Origin of the sequence: Nocardioides sp. (assembly GCF_035697785.1) — a bacterium.
In the GTDB taxonomy this organism is placed as follows: domain Bacteria; phylum Actinomycetota; class Actinomycetes; order Propionibacteriales; family Nocardioidaceae; genus Nocardioides_B.
This window is the reverse complement of sequence record NZ_DASSCL010000090.1, coordinates 1-17,100: the sequence shown is the minus strand read 5'-3', so window position 1 is coordinate 17,100 and position 17,100 is coordinate 1. Positions and strand designations below refer to the sequence as shown.

The 17,100-nt window shown below is 71.3% G+C and carries 15 protein-coding genes and 1 pseudogene; 7 read left to right on the top strand and 9 right to left on the bottom strand.

Annotated features, from left to right (window positions below; genetic code table 11):
* Positions 1–179 precede the first annotated feature (179 nt).
* From VFH10_RS08960 to VFH10_RS08940, 5 genes are all read right to left on the bottom strand, one after another.
* Complete coding sequence (locus tag VFH10_RS08960) at positions 180–764, bottom strand: dienelactone hydrolase family protein (RefSeq protein WP_325127773.1); 585 nt, start codon at positions 762–764, stop codon at positions 180–182.
* 137 nt (positions 765–901) lie between these two features.
* Complete coding sequence (locus VFH10_RS08955) at positions 902–2,437, bottom strand: DHA2 family efflux MFS transporter permease subunit (protein ID WP_325127772.1); 1,536 nt, start codon at positions 2,435–2,437, stop codon at positions 902–904.
* Positions 2,438–2,536: 99 nt separating this feature from the next.
* Positions 2,537–3,022 carry a glutathione peroxidase gene (locus tag VFH10_RS08950; RefSeq protein ID WP_325127771.1) on the bottom strand — a complete coding sequence of 162 codons (486 nt, stop codon included), beginning with the start codon at positions 3,020–3,022 and terminating at the stop codon, positions 2,537–2,539.
* 37 nt (positions 3,023–3,059) lie between these two features.
* The gene (locus tag VFH10_RS08945) at positions 3,060–3,458 is read right to left on the bottom strand and encodes a pilus assembly protein CpaE (RefSeq protein WP_325127770.1); all 399 of its coding nucleotides are present in this window, start codon (positions 3,456–3,458) and stop codon (positions 3,060–3,062) included.
* Positions 3,459–3,513: 55 nt separating this feature from the next.
* Positions 3,514–4,410: a LysR family transcriptional regulator gene (locus VFH10_RS08940; RefSeq protein ID WP_325127769.1), complete on the bottom strand. Its 897-nt coding sequence runs from the start codon at positions 4,408–4,410 to the stop codon at positions 3,514–3,516.
* A gap of 84 nt (positions 4,411–4,494) precedes the next feature.
* Here VFH10_RS08940 and VFH10_RS08935 point away from each other — a divergent pair, with 84 nt between their 5' ends.
* On the top strand, positions 4,495–5,376 hold the full coding sequence (locus VFH10_RS08935; protein ID WP_325127768.1) for an EamA family transporter: 882 nt from the start codon (positions 4,495–4,497) through the stop codon (positions 5,374–5,376).
* Positions 5,377–5,460: 84 nt separating this feature from the next.
* Entirely contained in the window at positions 5,461–6,828 is a 1,368-nt protein-coding gene (locus VFH10_RS08930) for an FAD-binding oxidoreductase (protein ID WP_325127767.1), read from the top strand.
* Between the two features lie 39 nt (positions 6,829–6,867).
* Here VFH10_RS08930 and VFH10_RS08925 read toward each other — a convergent pair whose 3' ends face one another.
* On the bottom strand, positions 6,868–7,944 hold the full coding sequence (locus VFH10_RS08925; protein WP_325127766.1) for an endonuclease/exonuclease/phosphatase family protein: 1,077 nt from the start codon (positions 7,942–7,944) through the stop codon (positions 6,868–6,870).
* A gap of 115 nt (positions 7,945–8,059) precedes the next feature.
* Positions 8,060–9,130, bottom strand: a complete 1,071-nt coding sequence (locus tag VFH10_RS08920) for an endonuclease/exonuclease/phosphatase family protein (RefSeq protein ID WP_325127765.1) — start codon at positions 9,128–9,130, stop codon at positions 8,060–8,062.
* Positions 9,131–9,272: 142 nt separating this feature from the next.
* Between VFH10_RS08920 and VFH10_RS08915 the strand changes: the two genes are divergently transcribed.
* Both VFH10_RS08915 and VFH10_RS08910 read left to right on the top strand, forming a co-directional pair.
* A complete protein-coding gene (locus tag VFH10_RS08915) occupies positions 9,273–10,379 on the top strand; it encodes an alanine--glyoxylate aminotransferase family protein (protein ID WP_325127764.1) in 1,107 nt (368 codons plus the stop codon).
* Entirely contained in the window at positions 10,376–11,635 is a 1,260-nt protein-coding gene (locus VFH10_RS08910; protein WP_325127763.1) for an alpha/beta fold hydrolase, read from the top strand. Before VFH10_RS08915 ends, VFH10_RS08910 begins: the two co-directional genes overlap by 4 nt.
* A gap of 26 nt (positions 11,636–11,661) precedes the next feature.
* Here the strand turns inward: VFH10_RS08910 and VFH10_RS08905 are convergent, their stop codons facing one another.
* Complete coding sequence (locus VFH10_RS08905) at positions 11,662–12,330, bottom strand: hypothetical protein (protein WP_325127762.1); 669 nt, start codon at positions 12,328–12,330, stop codon at positions 11,662–11,664.
* Positions 12,331–12,407: 77 nt separating this feature from the next.
* Complete coding sequence (locus tag VFH10_RS08900) at positions 12,408–12,968, bottom strand: TetR/AcrR family transcriptional regulator (RefSeq protein WP_325127761.1); 561 nt, start codon at positions 12,966–12,968, stop codon at positions 12,408–12,410.
* Between the two features lie 45 nt (positions 12,969–13,013).
* Here VFH10_RS08900 and VFH10_RS08895 point away from each other — a divergent pair, with 45 nt between their 5' ends.
* The 3 genes and pseudogenes from VFH10_RS08895 to VFH10_RS08885 form a co-directional block, all read left to right on the top strand.
* Entirely contained in the window at positions 13,014–14,630 is a 1,617-nt protein-coding gene (locus VFH10_RS08895) for a carboxyl transferase domain-containing protein (RefSeq protein WP_325127760.1), read from the top strand.
* A 91-nt stretch (positions 14,631–14,721) separates the two neighbouring features.
* Positions 14,722–16,674, top strand: a complete 1,953-nt coding sequence (locus VFH10_RS08890; protein ID WP_325127759.1) for an acetyl/propionyl/methylcrotonyl-CoA carboxylase subunit alpha — start codon at positions 14,722–14,724, stop codon at positions 16,672–16,674.
* Positions 16,667–17,100 (top strand): annotated as a pseudogene (locus VFH10_RS08885) (hydroxymethylglutaryl-CoA lyase); the annotation flags it as partial. The gene VFH10_RS08890 and the pseudogene VFH10_RS08885, both read left to right, overlap by 8 nt.

The window sequence follows — 17,100 nt, the reverse complement described above, 5'->3', positions numbered from 1 at the left end:
GACCCGGAGGATCGGGTCCGGATCTGGTGATTGGTGGGGGGTGGATTACCACGGTCCCGTGGTAATCCACCCCCCTTCCCGCGGGGAGCTCCCCACGGGAACGGGCAGATCACCACGGGAGGGTCGCCGTCCACGGACGTGGGGACGCGACCCCCCGCCCGCCGTACGCCGGGCGCGGCTCAGCCGCCGAGCGAGTCGAGGAACGCGCCCACGTGCTTCCACAGCTGCTCGGTCGCGTCGGCGTCGTGCTCGTCCGGCAGCGAGGCATCGGTGAACAGGTGCCCCGACGCGTCGTACTCGTGGAACTCCGCGCGCGCGCCGGACCGCCGCACGTCGGCGAGCAGCCCGTCGATCCAGCTGTCGTCGCGGAACGGGTCGGCCGTGGCGTAGTGCAGCTGCACGGGCACGTAGGCGGGCCAGTCCTCGGCGCCGAGGAACGACAGCGGCAGTGCGCCTGACATGAGCACGGCGCCGCTGACCGGGCGGTGCAGGGCGACATGTTCGGCCATCCCGGCGCCGTTGGAGAAGCCGGCTACCACGAAGCCGTCGGGCAGGTCCGCGGTGGCGTCGAGCGCTTCCTGCATGAGCGCGGGGAACCCGATCGACTCGACGTAGGCGCCGGCGGTCGCCTGGTCGTCGAAGGTGCGGCCGTCGTACTGGTCGACGACCTGCACCTCGTGGCCGAGGTCGCGCAGACGAGCTGCCGCGTCCTGGACGCCGGGGCGCACGCCGAGAGACGAGTGGAACAGGGCGATGACGGACATGGGGCCTCCCGGATCGGCGGTCGGACGCTGTGCGACAAGGCACTCTATGCCGGTCGGGGGACCCGGGACCCCCGCACACGGGACAGGGCCCCCGCCGTGGTCGGCGAGGGCCCTGCGTCGTACGTCGGAGGCGACGGTCAGTGCATGATGATCGGCTCGTGCGACGGCTCCGACGCGACCGGCGGCCGCTTGCGCGGCAGCATCGCGGCCGGGACCAGGCACAGGGCCACCAGGATCGTCGCGACCAGGAACGAGTCCCCGAACGCGTCGGCCATGTCCGCGGCCGCCTTGCCGAGGATCGCCGGGTCGAGCGTGGCCGGGTCGCCCCCGTCGGCGAGGGTCTGCTGGACCTGGCCGACCTGCGGGCTGGACTTGAAGCCGGTGGTCAGCAGCACCGAGAACAGCGCGGTGCCGATCGAGGCGGCGACCTGCTGGACGATGTTCATCAGCGTCGAACCCCGCGCCAGGTTCTGGTCGGTCAGCGTCTGCAGCGCCGCCGTCATCATCGGCATCATGGTCGCGCCCATACCGAGGCCCATGACGAACAGGGCGCCGAGCAGGAAGACGTACGACGTGTCCGCGGCCACCTGCGTGAACATCGCCATCCCGACCGTGATGACAACGATTCCGGTCATCACGATCTTGCCGGGGCCGATCCTGTCGGCGAGCACGCCGGCCAGCGGCATGGTGAGCATCGCGCCGAAGCCCTGCGGTGCGATCAGCCAGCCGGTCTGAAGGGTCGTCTCGCCGCGCACCTGCAGGAAGTACGACGGGAACAGCAGGCTGGCCCCGAAGAACGCGATCGCGAACAGCGCCATCGCCACTACCGCGATGGACAGCGTCTTGTTGCGGAACAGGTCGAGGTCGATCAGCGGGTGCTCGGCGCGCTCGGCGAGCGACCGCAGCACGAACACACCTACCAGCACCAGACCGATGAGCGCCGGGACGAGGACCTCCGCGTCCGCGATCGTGCCGGTCTCGGGGATGGTGGAGACGCCGTACAGGAACAGCGCCAGACCCGGCGAGAGCAGCAGCATGCCGACGAAGTCGAAGGTCTCGGAGGGCGTCGGGTTGTCCTTCGGCAGCACGAGCGCGGCGTACACGATCGCGACGGCGCCGATGGGCAGGTTGATCAGGAAGATCCAGTGCCAGCTGGCCGCGTCGATGAGCCAGCCACCCAGGATCGGGCCGAAGATCGGGCCGAGCAGCATCGGGATACCGAGCACGGCCATCACCCGGCCGATCCGGTCGTGGCCGGCGGCGCGGGTCATGATCGTCATGCCGAGCGGCATCAGCATGCCGCCGCCGAGGCCCTGCAGCACCCGGAAGCCGACCAGCGACGAGACGTCCCAGGCCATCGAGCAGAGCACCGAGCCGAGTGTGAAGAGCAGCAGCGCGAGCATGTAGAGCCGCTTGGTGCCGAACCGGTCGGCGGCCCAGCCGGTCAGCGGGATCACCGACGCGAGCGCCAGGGTGTAGCCGGTCATCGTCCAGGCGACCTGGGCCGGCGTGGCGTCGAACTCGCTCTGGAAGGTCGGGATCGCCACTGAGACGACCGTGATGTCGAGGATGGACATGATCGCGCCGAGCACGACCACGCCGGCGACGAGGAACACGCCTCGGTCGAGCTTTTCGGGCACAGCGGTGCCCGCGGAAGGGGTCTGGGAAGTCACCCGAAGAGGTTACGGGTTCAACGAGACGGGTCGCACCCGGATTTCGGTCCGGAGCGTGTGCCGCTGGTCACCCGGACCGCGGCCCGGTCCGAAGAAGCGTCAGGACAGGACCGACTCGACGGCCTTCACCAGCGCCGGGTCCTCGGGTACGACGCCCGGGGAGAACCGGGCGACGACGGCACCGTCCGCGTCGACGAGGAACTTCTCGAAGTTCCACTGGATGTCCCGGCGGCCCTCGCCGTCCGGCGTCTCGGTGAGCGCGTCGTACAACGGGTGCCGCCCCGAGCCGTTCACGTCGACCTTCTCGGTCATCGGGAAGGTGACGCCGTACGTCGCGGAGCAGAACTCGGCGATCGCCTCCGACGACCCCGGCTCCTGGCCGCCGAACTGGTTGCACGGGATGCCGACCACGGTGAACCCCCGGCCGGCGTACCGCTCGTGCAGCGCCTCGAGGCCGGTGTACTGCGGGGTCAGGCCGCACTTCGACGCGACGTTGACCAGCAGGGCGGGGACGCCGCCGGTGACGTCGCGCAGCGTCGCGGGGGTGCCGTCGAGTCGGGCGATCTTGGTGTCGAGCAGGCTCATGCTCCGAGCCTAACCATGCGGGGCATATGCGGTGGAATCAGTCCATCAGCGTGAGCAGCACCCGGGCGTAGGCGCGTTCGGCGTCCACGTCGAGCTCGCGCACGGTGCGCCCGTCGGCGGCGACGGCCTCGACGGCGTACCCGTCGCCGGCTCGCTCCAGCTTGCGGAACGCGGGGCCGATCAGCCCGCGGAGCTGGCCCTCGTGGGGCAGCCAGACCACGTCGTTCTGGGCGATGCTGTCGAGCGCCCACTCGGTGGTGCCGTTGAACTTGACCACGCCGCCGGTGGTCAGCTGCTGGGTCTCGATGGTCATCTCGCTGACCACGAAGACCTCGCCGTCGAGGTCGCGGTCGGGGATCGCGAACCGGTCGCCGGACGTCGGCGTCCAGCGCAGGCCGGCCTCCCGGAGGCGCTCGGCAAGGTCGACGGTGATCACGTTCTCGAGTGTCGCACCAGCCCCCAACGATTCGTCTGCGATCGGCCCGCGTGAATCACCCCATAGACCGCAGACGAATCGTTGTCAGCCGGTCGAGGACCAGGGCCAGTGGCGGCCAGTCCGCGCGGCCGCGGCGGGTCACGGCGTACGCGCGCAGGCTCACGTCGGGGTCGCGCAGCGGCAGCAGCTCAAGGCCGTCGCCGGGCGGCTGGTCCGCCGGCAGCAGCCCGACGCCGAGGCCGGCGCGGATCAACTCTCTGACGAGGTCGAGGCTGTCGACGCGGTGGGTGACGGAGGGCTCGAAGCCGGCGAGTGAGGCGAGCGTGCGCGCCACGTCCTCGTCGGCGGTGTTGCGCGAGTTCACCACCCAGTCGTGGCCCGCGAACTCGCGGAACACCGCCCGGGCGTCGCCGCCGACCGCGGACCCAGCAGGCACGCCCAGGCTCCACGGTGCCGCCCACAGCGGAGTAGCCACGAGGGTCCGGTCGAACGCGGCTGGTGCGAGGTCGTAGTCGTAGGTGAGCGCCAGCTCGACGTCGTCGCGGGCCAGCATCTCGTAGGCCTCGAACGGCTCGTGCTCACGGATCAGCAGGCGTACGTCGGGGTGGCTGGCCGCCAGCTCCGCGAGCACCGGCATCAGCGAGCGCCGGATCGCCGTCGCGAACCCGGCGACCCGGACCGTGCCCGACGGCTCGGAGCCCGGGTCGAGATCGAGCCGGGCGGCGTCCACCGCGGCCAGGATCGTCACGGCGTGGTCCGCGAGCCGACGACCGGCCGGGGTGAGCCGGACCCGCCGACCGTCCGGCTCGACCAGCGCGGCCCCGGTCTCGCGGGCCAGAGCCGCGATCTGCTGGGACACCGTCGACGTGGTGACGCCGAGCTCGTCGGCGACCTCGCGCATCGAGCCGAGCCGGGACAGCTCGAGCAGCAGCTCCAGGCGCCGGGTCTCCACCCGACGATTGTTCACTGATCGCGAACGGTACGTCCAGCAAAGACACGTGGACGTGAACGGTGTCGTCGTGGCGTACTGGACCGCATGAGCACCGCCGTCACCACCCGACCCGCCGCGCCGGGCGCCCCGACCGCGGCCCGAGCCGGTGCCTCCATGGCGGTCGGCTCGATGCTCTGCGTGCAGCTCGGCATCGCCGTCTCCGTCGGGCTCTTCGACGACATCGGCGCGGACGGCGCAGCATGGATCCGGCTCGCCTGGGCCGGATTGCTGATGCTCGCGATCGGCCGGCCGCGTCCGTCCCAGTTCACCAGGTCGTCGTTCCTGGCCTGCGTGCTGCTCGGCGTCGTCACCGCCGGACTGACGATCCTGTTCATGGCCGCGATCGCGCGTCTGCCGATGGGCACGGCCAGCGCGCTGGAGTTCCTCGGCCCGCTCGGGGTGGCGGTGTGGCGCGGGCGCGGCCACGGGCGGCTGTACGCCGGACTCGCCGCCGTCGGGGTCGTGCTGCTCACCGAGCCGTGGCACGCCGGCACCGACCTGGTCGGGGTGGCGTTCGCGCTCGGCGCGGCGGTGTGCTGGGCGGCGTACATCCTGCTCACCCAGCGGGTCGGTGACCGGATCCCCGGCATCGCCGGCGTCGCGGTGTCGATCCCGGTGGCCGGCCTGGTCGCCACCCTCGTCGTCGGGCCGAGCGTGGCCGGGCTCCTGACCTGGGAGATCGCGCTCGCGGGGCTCGGGCTGGCGGTGCTGCTCCCGGTCGTCCCGTTCATCCTCGAGCTGCTCGCGCTGCGCCGGCTGAACACCGCCGCGTTCGGCACCCTGATGGCCCTCGAACCGGCGTTCGCGCTGGTCATCGGCCTGGTCGTGCTGTCGCAGGTCCCCGGCATCCTCCCGCTGCTCGGGATCGTCTGCGTGGTGGTCGCCGGCATCGGCGCCGAGCGCACCGGCGCCCGGCAACCCGCCTGAACAACGATTCGTCTGCGACATATGGGGTGAATCTCGCGGGGGGACCGCAGACGAATCGTTGTGACGGGTGGTTGGGTGGGGGGTATGGACCAGCAGGCCCTCCAGGAGCTGATCGACTCCCTGCCCGACGGGGTGGTGGTGACGGCGGCGGACACGGTCGAGAAGTACCGCTTCGACCGGTCCCAGGACAGCGGTGCCGGTACGCCGGCCGCGGTGGTCCGGGCCGAGGACGCCGGCCAGGTGCAGACCGCGGTGCGCTGGGCGGCCCGACACCGGGTGCCGGTCGTGCCGCGCGGCGCGGGCAGCGGGCTGAGCGGCGGCTCGTCGGCCGTCGACGGCGGCCTGGTCCTGAGCCTGGAGCGGATGCGCGCCGTCCAGATCGACACCGACTGCCAGGTCGCCGTGGTCGAGCCGGGCGCGTTCAACGCCGAGGTCAAGGCCGCGGCGGCCGAGCACGACCTCTGGTACCCACCAGACCCGTCGTCGTACGAGATCTGCTCCATCGGCGGCAACATCGCCACCAACGCCGGCGGCCTGTGCTGCGTGAAGTACGGCGTCACCACCGACTACGTCCTCGGCCTCGACGTCGTGCTCGCCGACGGCACCCTGGTCACGCTGGGCGGCAAGCGGATCAAGGACGTCGCCGGGCTTCCGCTGATGAAGCTGTTCGTCGGCAGCGAGGGCACCCTCGGCATCGTCACACGCGCGATCCTGCGATTGGTCCCGGCGCAGTCCGCGCGCTCCACGATGGTGGCGTCGTTCGCGTCCGTCGACGCAGCCGCGCGCGCCGTGGTGGCGGTACGCCGGACGATGCGGCCGTCGATGCTCGAGCTGATGGACCACGCCTCGATCAACGCCGTCGAGGACTACCGCTCGATGGGGCTCGACCGATCCACCGGCGCCCTCCTCGTCGCGCAGTCGGACGCGCCGGGCGTGGCCCGCACCGACGAGGTGGAGCTGATGCGCACCGCGTGCGAGGTGGCGGGGGCGACGGAGGTGTTCGTGACCGACGACCCCGACGAGGGCGAGATGTTCGTCGAGGCCCGGCGGATCGCGATCCCCGCGATCGAGACCCAGGGCGCGCTGATGCTCGAGGACGTCGGCGCCCCGGTCCCGGTGCTGCCGGACCTGCTCGCCGCGATCGCGGACGTCGCGTCGTCGTACGACGTCCCGATCCCGGTGATCGCGCACGCCGGTGACGGCAACACGCACCCGATCGTCGTGTTCGACCCCACCGACGCCGAGTCGGAGAAGCGCGCGTTGGAGGCGTTCCGCGAGGTGATGCAGCGCGCCATCGACCTGGGCGGCACGATCACCGGCGAGCACGGGGTGGGCCGCACGAAGAAGGAGCTGCTGCCGACCCAGCTCGGTCCCGAGGTGATGGAGCTGACCAGACGGGTCAAGGCGGCCCTCGACCCCGACGGGATCCTGAACCCGGGCGCGGTGCTGTAGGTCTCGACGGGCTCGACCGCCGGTGGCGGGCGCGGTTCGCTAGCCCAGCGACAGCGTGGCGCGCAGCATGTTGTGGTCCGAGGGCACCACGCCGTTCATCATCAGCGTCGCCGGGTCGTAGTCCACGACGACCGCGTGCTCGAGCACCGGCAGTCCCTTGGACGCGAAGATCCAGTCCACATGGTCGCCGGTGCGGCTGCGGTCGGTCTCGTAGGAGAACGTGCGGACGTCACGGCTGCCGCGGTTGAGCGAGTTGATCCAGCCGTTGACCATGACCTGCGGGCGGGGTGAGCGGACCGGGTTCTGCTTGTAGCGCTGGCCGATCGCGTCGCCGTAGCCGTGCTTGCGCATGCGGGGCAGCATCTTCGCCGCCACCGGGGAGTACTTCGTGGTGTTGAAGTCGCCGACCGCGACCACCGGGCGGCCGTCACGGACCTTGTCGATCCGCTTGATCATCTCCCGCCACTGCGCCTTCCTGACCTTCCTCACCTTCGGTTCGAGATGGGTGGTGGTGAACAGGAACTCGGCGCCGTTGAGCCGCGAACGCAGCACGGCCCAGCCCAGGTGCGACGGGCTGTGGCTGGCGACCTGGGCGTGGTACTTCAGCTTCCCCTGCTTGACCAGCGTCAGTGTCGCGGTGTTGTAGAGGATCCGGTCGCTGTGCGAGGACTTCCGGTTCTTCGGCTTGCACTTCCAGCTGGTCGAGGGCCGCTTGCAGTTGTAGGCGTAGCGGTTGGTCAGCTCGTACGCGCCGCCGGCGGCGTTCAGCCCGTTGCGGAGGTCGACGTACTGGTTGTGCCCGGCGACGAGCCGCGGCGCGAACTTCTTGCTCGGGTTCACCTCCTGGACGCCGATGACGTCGACGGCCTGACCGAGGATCTGCGCGATGACGGTGCCGCGGCGCTCGGCCCAGGTGGCCAGCGTGCCGCTCCCGTCGAGGCTGACGTTGCGGACGTTGAAGGTGGCGACCCTCAGGTTCGCGGCCACCCGGCCGGACTGGTCGCCGGCCGACGGCACGCGAGACGTCGGCCGGGCGGCCATGGCGCCGGGCGGCCCGGCGAGGGTGGCGGCGAGGGTGGAGACGACGGTGACGGCCAAGACGACGACGGTGCGCATCGCGGGACTCCCAGGTACGGCCCGGGCCCGATCCCGGGACACTCCTCCCGAGAGTAGGACAGATTGCTGTCCTAATTCACGCGCTGGTTGCGAGGTATGCGCCGCTTGTCTAGTCCTACGGCAGGGTCAGCGTCGCCCGCACCATGTGGTGGTCGGACGGGATGACGCCGTTCATCAGCCAGGTGTTCGGGTCGAAGTTGGCGACCACCTTCCACTCCGGCACCGGAAGGTGGTTGCTTGCGAAGATCCAGTCGATGTTGTGGCCGGGGCGCCACGGCTCGCTGTAGTACTTCGAGACCCGGACGTCCCGGCTGAGCTTGTTGGCGGTGTTCATCCACCGGTTGACCAGCGACTGCGGGCGCGGGTGGTCGAGCGAGTTGACGTACGGCACCTGGCCGACCACGTCGCCGTACCCGTTGGCCTTCATCGCCGGAATCATCTGCGAGCCGAGTGGTGAGGAGCGGTGGGTGTTGAAGTCTCCGGTCGCGACGACCGGGCGGACGCCCTTGAGCGCGTTGATCTTGGCGATCATCTCCTGCCACTGGGCCTTGCGGACCGACTCCACCTTGGGCTCGAGGTGGGTGGTGGTGAACAGGAACTCCGCGCCGGTGGCGATGGTGCGCAGCACCGCCCAGCCCATGTGCTGCGGGCTGGTGGTGGAGCGCTGCGCCTGGTACTTCAGGCTGCCCTGGTCCACCAGCACGAGGGTGCGGGTGTTGAAGAGGATCCGGTCGCTGTGGGAGGAGCCGCGGTTCTTCTTCTTGCAGCGGTACTGGGTGCGGGCCTTCTTGCAGTTGAACGCGTACTTGTTGGTCAGCGCGAAGGCGCCACCTGCCGCGTTCAGCCCGTTGCGGAGGTCGACGTACTGGTTCTTCCCGGCGACCAGCCGCGACTTGTACGCCGAGCTCGGGTTGACCTCCTGGACGCCGATCACGTCGACGTTCTCGCCGATGATGTTGGCGATCACGCCGGCCCGACGCTCCCGCCACGGGCGCTGCTCACCCTGGGTCTTGTCGAGGCTGACGTTCTGCACGTTGTAGCTGGCGACCCGGATGTCGAGCGGCACCTTGGCCGCCGCGGTGGCCTGCGTGGCCGCTCCGGTGGTCACCGTCAGGGCTCCCGCCACCCCCAGCGTGACCAGGCTCGCGAGGGCGCGGCCGAGCCGTCCTCCCAGGGTGATGCGCATCGTTCCAGTCCTCCCAGACCTGTGAATCGAGACGCCGGACCTTCCCGCCCGGCACCTCCCCCACTCAGTTATCGGCAGACGGGCCCGGCGCCTGAAGGTTCCCGAGCCTGTGACCTCTCACACGCTCGGCTACGGTCGGTCCATGCCAGTGATCCGCGAACGCACGCTGCTCGGTCCCGGCCCGACGAATCCCTACCCGGAGGCCACCGCCGCCCTCGGCCTGCCGCTGCTGGGGCACCTCGACCCCGAGTTCCTGCGGATCATGGACGAGGCCTGCGACCGGCTCCGCATGGTGTGGGGTACGACGAACGCGCGCACGCTCCCGCTCAGCGCCACCGGCTCCGCGGGCATGGAAGCCGCCTTCGTCAACACCGTGCACGAGGGCGACGTCGTGGTGGTCGCCGTCAACGGCCTGTTCGGGCAGCGGATGTGCGACGTCGCGGCCCGTTGCGGCGCCGAGGTCATCGAGGTGGACCACCCCTGGGGCACGCCGGTCGACGTGGACCGCGTCCTGTCTGCCCACAAGAGCCCGCGCATCATCGCCGTCGTGCACGCGGAGACCTCCACCGGAGTCCGCTCCGACATCGCCGGGCTCGGCGCCGGCAAGGGGGACGCGCTGCTCGTCACCGACGCGGTCACCTCCATCGCCGGCATCGAGCTGCGAGCCGACGACTGGGGCGTCGACGTCGGCTACGCCGGCACCCAGAAATGCCTCGGGGTCGCGCCCGGGCTGGCGCCGTTCACGGTCAACGACCGCGCCTTCGACCGGCGCGTCGTCCGGCCGCGGTCGTGGTACCTCGACCTCGGGCTGCTCGGCGGCTACGTCGGCGAGGCCAGCGGGTCCGGCGGCCGCACCTACCACCACACCGCCCCCACCGCGATGGTGGCGAGCCTGAACGCCGGGCTCGGCCGGATCCTCGAGGAGGGCCTCGAGGCCGTGTGGGCCCGACACGAGGAGGCCGGCCGGATCCTGCAGAACGGCCTGGAGGAGATGGGGCTCGAGCTGTTCGCGGAGAAGGGCGCGCGGCTGCCCGAGCTGACCACCGTGAAGGTGCCCGAGGGCGTCGACTCGGCCGCGGTCCGCAACGTGCTGCTCGAGCGGCACGGCATCGAGATCGGCGCCGGCGCGGGCCCCTACGCCGCCACCGTCTGGCGGATCGGCCTGATGGGCCCCAACGCGCGTCCGGACCGCGCCCTGCTCGCGCTGGTCGCGCTCCGCGACGCGCTCGAGGTGGTCGGACGGGCGTGAGCGGGCTTCGTTCGCAGACGCTGCACGTGCCCGGGCTGGTGCTCGTCGAGCACGAGCTCGACGTGCCGCTGGACCCGTTCTCCGGTTCCGGGTCGGACGGCCCGACGATCACGGTCTTCGCGCGCGAGGTCGCCGACCCCGAGGGTCGCGACCGGCCGTTCCTCGTCTACCTGCAGGGCGGCCCCGGCCAGGAGGCACCGCGACCCACCCGGCAGCCGACCAGCCCCGCCTGGCTGGACCGGGCCCTGCAGGACTTCCGGGTGCTGATGGTGGACCAGCGGGGCACCGGCCGATCCACCCCGGTCGGCGTACTCCCCGGCATGACGGCGCAGCAGCAGGCTGACCACCTGGCGCTGTTCCGCGCGGACGCCATCGTGCGGGACTGCGAGCGGCTGCGCGCGGCGCTCGGCGTGGACACCTGGAGCCTGCTCGGCCAGTCGTTCGGCGGTTTCTGCTCGCTGAGCTACCTCTCCGTCGCAGCCGACAGCCTGCGCGAGGTGCTGTTCACCGGCGGGGTCCCGCCGGTCGGGCGGCCGGTGGACGACATCTACGCGACGACCTACGCCACGGTGCGCGAGCGCAACGCCCGCTACCACCGCACCTACCCCGCCGACCGGGCCCGGCTCCGCGCCGTGCTCGACCGGTGCGAGTCCGGCGAGGTGGTGCTGCCCGACGGCGACGTGCTGACCCCGCGCCGGTTCCGCCAGGTCGGCAACGTGCTCGGGATGAGCGACGGCGCCGCCCAGCTGCACTACCTGCTCGAGCGCGACCCCGCGTCCCCCGCGTTCGGCCACGACCTCGCCGGCATGCTGCCGTTCCAGGGCCGCAACCCGCTGTACGCCGCGATCCACGAGGCCTGCTACGCCGACGGGCAGGCGACCCGCTGGTCGGCCGAGCGAGTGATGCCCGAGGACTTCCGCGCGGACCCGGCGCTGCTGACCGGCGAGCACGTGTTTCCGTGGTCGTTCGACGACGACAGCGCGTTGCGTCCGCTGCGCGAGGCCGCCGACCTGCTGGCCGAACGGGAGTGGCCTCGGTTGTACGACGCCGACGTGCTCGCGTCCTGCGACGTACTGTGCGCCGCCGCGGTCTACGCCGACGACCCGTACGTCGACCGTGCGTTCTCGCTCGAGACGGCCGCCTTGATGCCCTCCCTACGACCGTGGGTCACCAACGAGTACGAGCACAACGGCCTGCGGGTCGACGGCGAGAAGGTCCTGGACCGGCTTATCCGGATGGCCCGCGGGCAGGCGTGAGGCGTCGGACGGCCGCGCCGGGTTGCTCACGGGGCAGCGAGCTGCTGCTCTGCGATCTCGCACGGTTCCGTCTCGAGCAGCGGGTGCGGACCGATGACCCTCACCGGCCGGAACCGGAGAGACTCGCCGCCCGGCTTGCGGTCACCCAGGCTGTCGAAGAGGTTCTTGAACACGACCCGGCCGGCGTTCCAGTACAGGACCTTCCCGTCGGCGTCCCGGACGATGTCGCCGCCGATCTGGTCCACGGTGAACTCGAAGACCGGGCCGACGATGCCGTCCTCCGGCACGAACCGGTCCGGCACCGCGGACTTCGCCACCCGGCGGACGTCCACCTCCCTGACCAGGTTCCTGCCCCGGATCGTGAAAAGCACCCGACCGGTCGCGTCGTCGGTCCAGACCTCCCTGAACCGGTAGCGGTCCTTGATGAGGAACGCCTGTCGCCCGCTGCCGACCACGTTGCGCAGCGACGCCACCCCGCGCGCCCGGAAGCTGATCGTCAGGTCGAGCCCCGGGCACTCGGGGTCGAACTCACCGCTGTCGTCGTACGCCGCGGGCTCCTCGAAGTAGGACCCCGGCCGCAACGGTGCTGCCGCGGCGGGAAACGCGGACAGCGGCAGCAGCAGGACGGCGGTCGCGACCGCTACCAGCGTGGTGACGAGGGACCGTCGTGGGTGCAGGGCGCGCGAGAGCGACATCGGTCCTCCTCGGTGTCTCGGATGAGTCCACCGTCCTCCGCTGCGAACCAGCCGCGCATGCCCTGATGGGGGCATCCTCAGGGTGCCGCTGTGACCACACCGAGAGCGCGAACCGCCATGTTCGTCAGCATTGCGCGCATCTCGGGCTCGGGCAGCCGGGCGCTGTGCGGCGTGGAGTTGATCAGCCCGAAGCAGGCGTGCGCCCGGGCGCGCGCCTCGGCAACGCCCAGGTCGGGGTCGGCCTCGCGCATGCGGTGGGCCCACAGGTCGACGTACTTGCGCTGCAGCGCCCGCACCCGCTCACGGGCAGCGACGGGCAGGGATGCCCAGTCGCGGTCCTGGACGACGATGAGCGGCTTGTTGTGCAGGGCGAACTCCACGTGCCAGTCGATCAACGCGGCGAGCGCGCGGTGCGGGTCCTGCTCTCCCGCCGACCGCTCGCGGCCGACCCGGAGCAGCTCCTCGCTGATGCTCACCAGCATCTCGGCGAGCATCGCGTCCTTCGACGGGAAGTGCTTGTAGAGCGCCGGGCCGGAGATGCCGCAGGCGGCGCCGAGCTCGGCGACCGAGACGCCGTGGAACCCGCGGTTCGCGAACAGGCCGGCGGCGGTGGCCAGGATCTGCTCGCGTCGGGTCACGGAGGCAGACTAGCGCCTCAGGTTAACGTTCGCTAACCTCGGACCATGGCTGAGGAGATGAAGCTGCTCGTCGACGAGCTCCGCGAACGGCTGGCCGTCGCCCGGCAGGGTGGCTCGGAGTCCGCGCGGCGAAAGCATCTCGACCGCGGCAAGCTGCTGGTCCGCGACCGCGTCGACCGGCTCCTCGACCCCGGCAGCCCGTTCCTCGAGCTCAGCCCGCTGGCCGCGACCGGGATGTACGGCGACCCGGACGGACCCGACACGGTGCCCTCCGCCGGCATCGTCACCGGTATCGGCCGGGTCAGCGGCCGCGAGTGCGTGGTGGTTGCCAACGACGCCACCGTCAAGGGCGGCACCTACTACCCGGTGACGGTCAAGAAGCACCTGCGGGCCCAGGAGGTCGCTCGCGTCAACCGGCTGCCCTGCCTCTACCTCGTCGACAGCGGCGGCGCGTTCCTGCCGATGCAGGACGACGTGTTCCCCGACAAGGAGCACTTCGGTCGGATCTTCTTCAACCAGGCCAACCTCTCCGCGCAGGGGATCCCGCAGATAGCGGCGGTGATGGGCTCGTGCACCGCCGGCGGGGCCTACGTGCCGGCGATGTCCGACGAGTCGGTGATCGTCAAGGAGCAGGGCACCATCTTCCTAGGCGGCCCGCCACTGGTGAAGGCGGCGACCGGTGAGGTCGTGACCGCCGAGGACCTCGGCGGCGGCGACGTGCACGCGCGGAAGTCCGGCGTCGTCGACCACCTCGCCGACGACGACGCGCATGCGCTGCGGATCGTGCGGAGCATCGTCGACACGTTCGGCCGCGACATGGTCTCGACGAGCTCGACCACCGCAGGGGGCGGCTCGGCCACCGGGGGAGTCGGCGCGACGCCGGCCGTGCCCGAGGAGCCGTTGGAGGATCCCGAGGGCCTGTACGACGTCGTCCCGACCGACTCCCGCACGCCCTACGACGTTCGTGAGGTCATCCGCCGGGTGGTGGACGCGAGCCGGTTCCACGAGTTCAAGGCGTTGTACGGCGAGACCCTGGTGTGCGGGTTCGCCAGGATCTGGGGGCACGACGTCGGCATCGTCGCCAACAACGGCATCCTGTTCAGCGAGTCGTCGCTGAAGGGCGCGCACTTCATCGAGCTGTGCAACCAGCGCGGCATCCCGTTGGTGTTCCTGCAGAACATCACCGGCTTCATGGTCGGCCGGAAGTACGAGAACGGCGGCATCGCCCGCGACGGCGCCAAGCTCGTCACGGCGGTCGCCTGCTCCGTCGTACCCAAGTTCACGGTCGTGATCGGCGGCTCCTTCGGCGCCGGCAACTACGGCATGTGCGGACGTGCCTTCGACCCCAGGTTCCTGTGGATGTGGCCCAACGCGCGGATCTCCGTGATGGGCGGCGAGCAGGCGGCCTCCGTCCTCGCGACGGTGCGCCGCGACGGACTGGAGGCGCGCGGCGAGGACTGGTCGACGGACGACGAGGAAGCGTTCAAGGCCCCGATCCGCGAGCAGTACGAGCATCAGGGGTCGCCCTACTACTCCACCGCCCGGCTGTGGGACGACGGTGTCATCGACCCCGTCGACACTCGCCGCGTCCTCGGCATGGGCCTGGCCGCGGCCGCCCACGCCCCGGTCCCCGAGCCGTCCTACGGCGTCTTCAGGATGTGAAACCCACCCCACCGCGTTCTCCGCTCCCCCGCTGCGGTCCTCCGCGGACAACGCCGCGGGACCCCGGGCCCAAGTGAGAAGGTGCTTGCAAATGTTTGAGTCGGTTCTTGTCGCCAACCGCGGGGAGATCGCCCTGCGGGTCATCCGCACCTGCCGTCGGCTCGGCGTCCGCAGCGTTGCCGTGTTCACCGACCTCGACGCGTCCGCGCCGCACGTCCGGGAGGCCGACGACGCCGTCCGGGTGCCGTCGTACCTCGACGTCGACGCAGTCGTACAGGCCGCGCTCGACACCGGTGCCGAGGCGGTGCACCCCGGCTACGGCTTCCTGTCCGAACGTTCGCCGTTCGCGCGTGCGCTGGAGAAGGCCGGTGTCGTGCTGGTCGGACCGTCCGCCGACGTGATGGACGCGATGGGACGCAAGGACGCCGCACGCGAGATCGCGGTCGGCGCCGGCGTCCCGGTCGTCCCGCGCGGGGAGGACGCCGGATTCCCGATCCTGGTCAAGGCCGCCGCCGGCGGCGGCGGCAAGGGCATGCGCATCGTGCGCAGCGCCGGGGAGCACGACGAGGCGGTCGCCGCCGCCCGGCGCGAGGCACTGTCTGCGTTCGGCGACGACACGATCCTGGTCGAGAAGTACGTCGAGCGCGGGCGGCACATCGAGGTGCAGGTGCTCGCCGACACGCACGGCAGCGTCCTGCACCTCTTCGAGCGCGACTGCTCCACCCAGCGCCGGCACCAGAAGGTGCTGGAGGAGGCGCCCGCGCCGACCATCGACGCCGGCCAGCGCGAGGCGATCACCTCTGCCGCCGTGGCGCTCGCGCGCCAGGTCGGTTACACCAACGCCGGCACCGTCGAGTTCCTGCTCGACGAGTCGTCCGGCGAGTTCTACTTCCTCGAGATGAACACCCGGCTCCAGGTCGAGCACCCGGTGACCGAGCTGGTGGCGCTGGTCGCCGGACGCAGCCTCGACCTGGTCGAGCACCAGCTGCGGGTGGCTGCCGGCGAGCCGCTCTCGTTCACCCAGGACGACGTCGTGCTGACCGGACACGCCATCGAGGCCCGCATCTACGCGGAGGACTCCTTCGGCGGCTTCCTCCCGCAGGCCGGCCGCGCCGAGATCGTGCGGTGGTCTCCGCACGCGCGCAACGACCACGCGCTCGAGGACGGCCAGGTCATCTCGACGTCCTACGACCCGATGCTCGGCAAGGTCATCGTGCACGGCGAGACCCGCGAGGCGGCGCGGCAGGCGCTGGTGCGTGCGCTCGACGAGACCGCGGTGCTCGGGCTCACCACCAACACCGGGTTCCTGCGAGCTCTGGTCGCGAGCGACGAGTTCCGGGACGCGACGATCCACACCGCCTGGCTCGACCATGAGGGCGCCGGGAGGATCGAGGCACCGACCGACGACGTGCCGCGGACGCTCGCGGCGTGGGTCGACGGCGCGGTGCTGACTGGTGGCGACCCGCACCCGTTCCAGCTCGACGGCTGGCGCCATGGCGGCACGCCGGCCCCCGTGGTCGTGGATCTCGACCGCGCCGTCACGGTCGTGCGCGACGGTGCCGGCCGCGGCACGGTCGACGGGGTACCCGTGGCGCAGGTGTCGGCGGCGTACCACAAGGTCGTCGCGTTCGTGGACGGCCGGCGCGAGGAGGCCGTGGTCAACAGCGGCGCCCACGGCGTCGAGGTGGTGCACCGCGGCCAGCGCTTCGTGTTCACCCGCCCCGACCCGTTCGCCGACCCGGCGGCCGCCGCCGGCGACGGCACGCTGCTCGCCCCGATGCCCGGCACCGTGCTCGATGTGCGCGTGGCCGAGGGCCAGCAGGTCGCCGAGGGTGACGTGCTCGGCGTGATGGAGGCGATGAAGATGGAGCTGTCACTCAAGGCGCCGGTGGCCGGCACGGTCACGGTGGTGGGCGCCGCGGCGGGCGACCAGGTCGCGCTCGGCGCCACCCTCTTCGTGGTCACCGCCGACTTGTCAGAGCCTGAGACGGCTCCGACCGGCTCACCCTCTGACAACTCGGCGGCGGGAGGCCCACATGCGTAGTCCGCAGCCGGTGCGGGACCCGGGACTTCCAGAGCGGGTCACGATCTACGAGGTCGGTCCGCGCGACGGGCTGCAGAACGAGCAGACCGTCGTCCCGGTGCAGACCAAGGCGGAGTTCGTGAAGCGGCTGCTCGACGCCGGGCTGCCGATCGTCGAGGCGACCAGCTTCGTGCACCCCAAGTGGGTGCCCCAGCTCGCCGACGCGGCCGAGCTGATGGACCTGCTGCAGGGTGTCGACGGCGTCGACCACCGGAACCTGCCCGTGCTGGTGCCCAACGAGCGCGGCCTCGACCGGGCGCTGGAGAAGGGCTCGCGGCACATCGCGATCTTCGGCAGCGCCACCGAGACGTTCGCGCGGCGCAACCTCAACCGCAGCCTCGACGAGCAGTTCGCGATGTTCGAGCCGACCGTGGTCCGCGCCCGGGA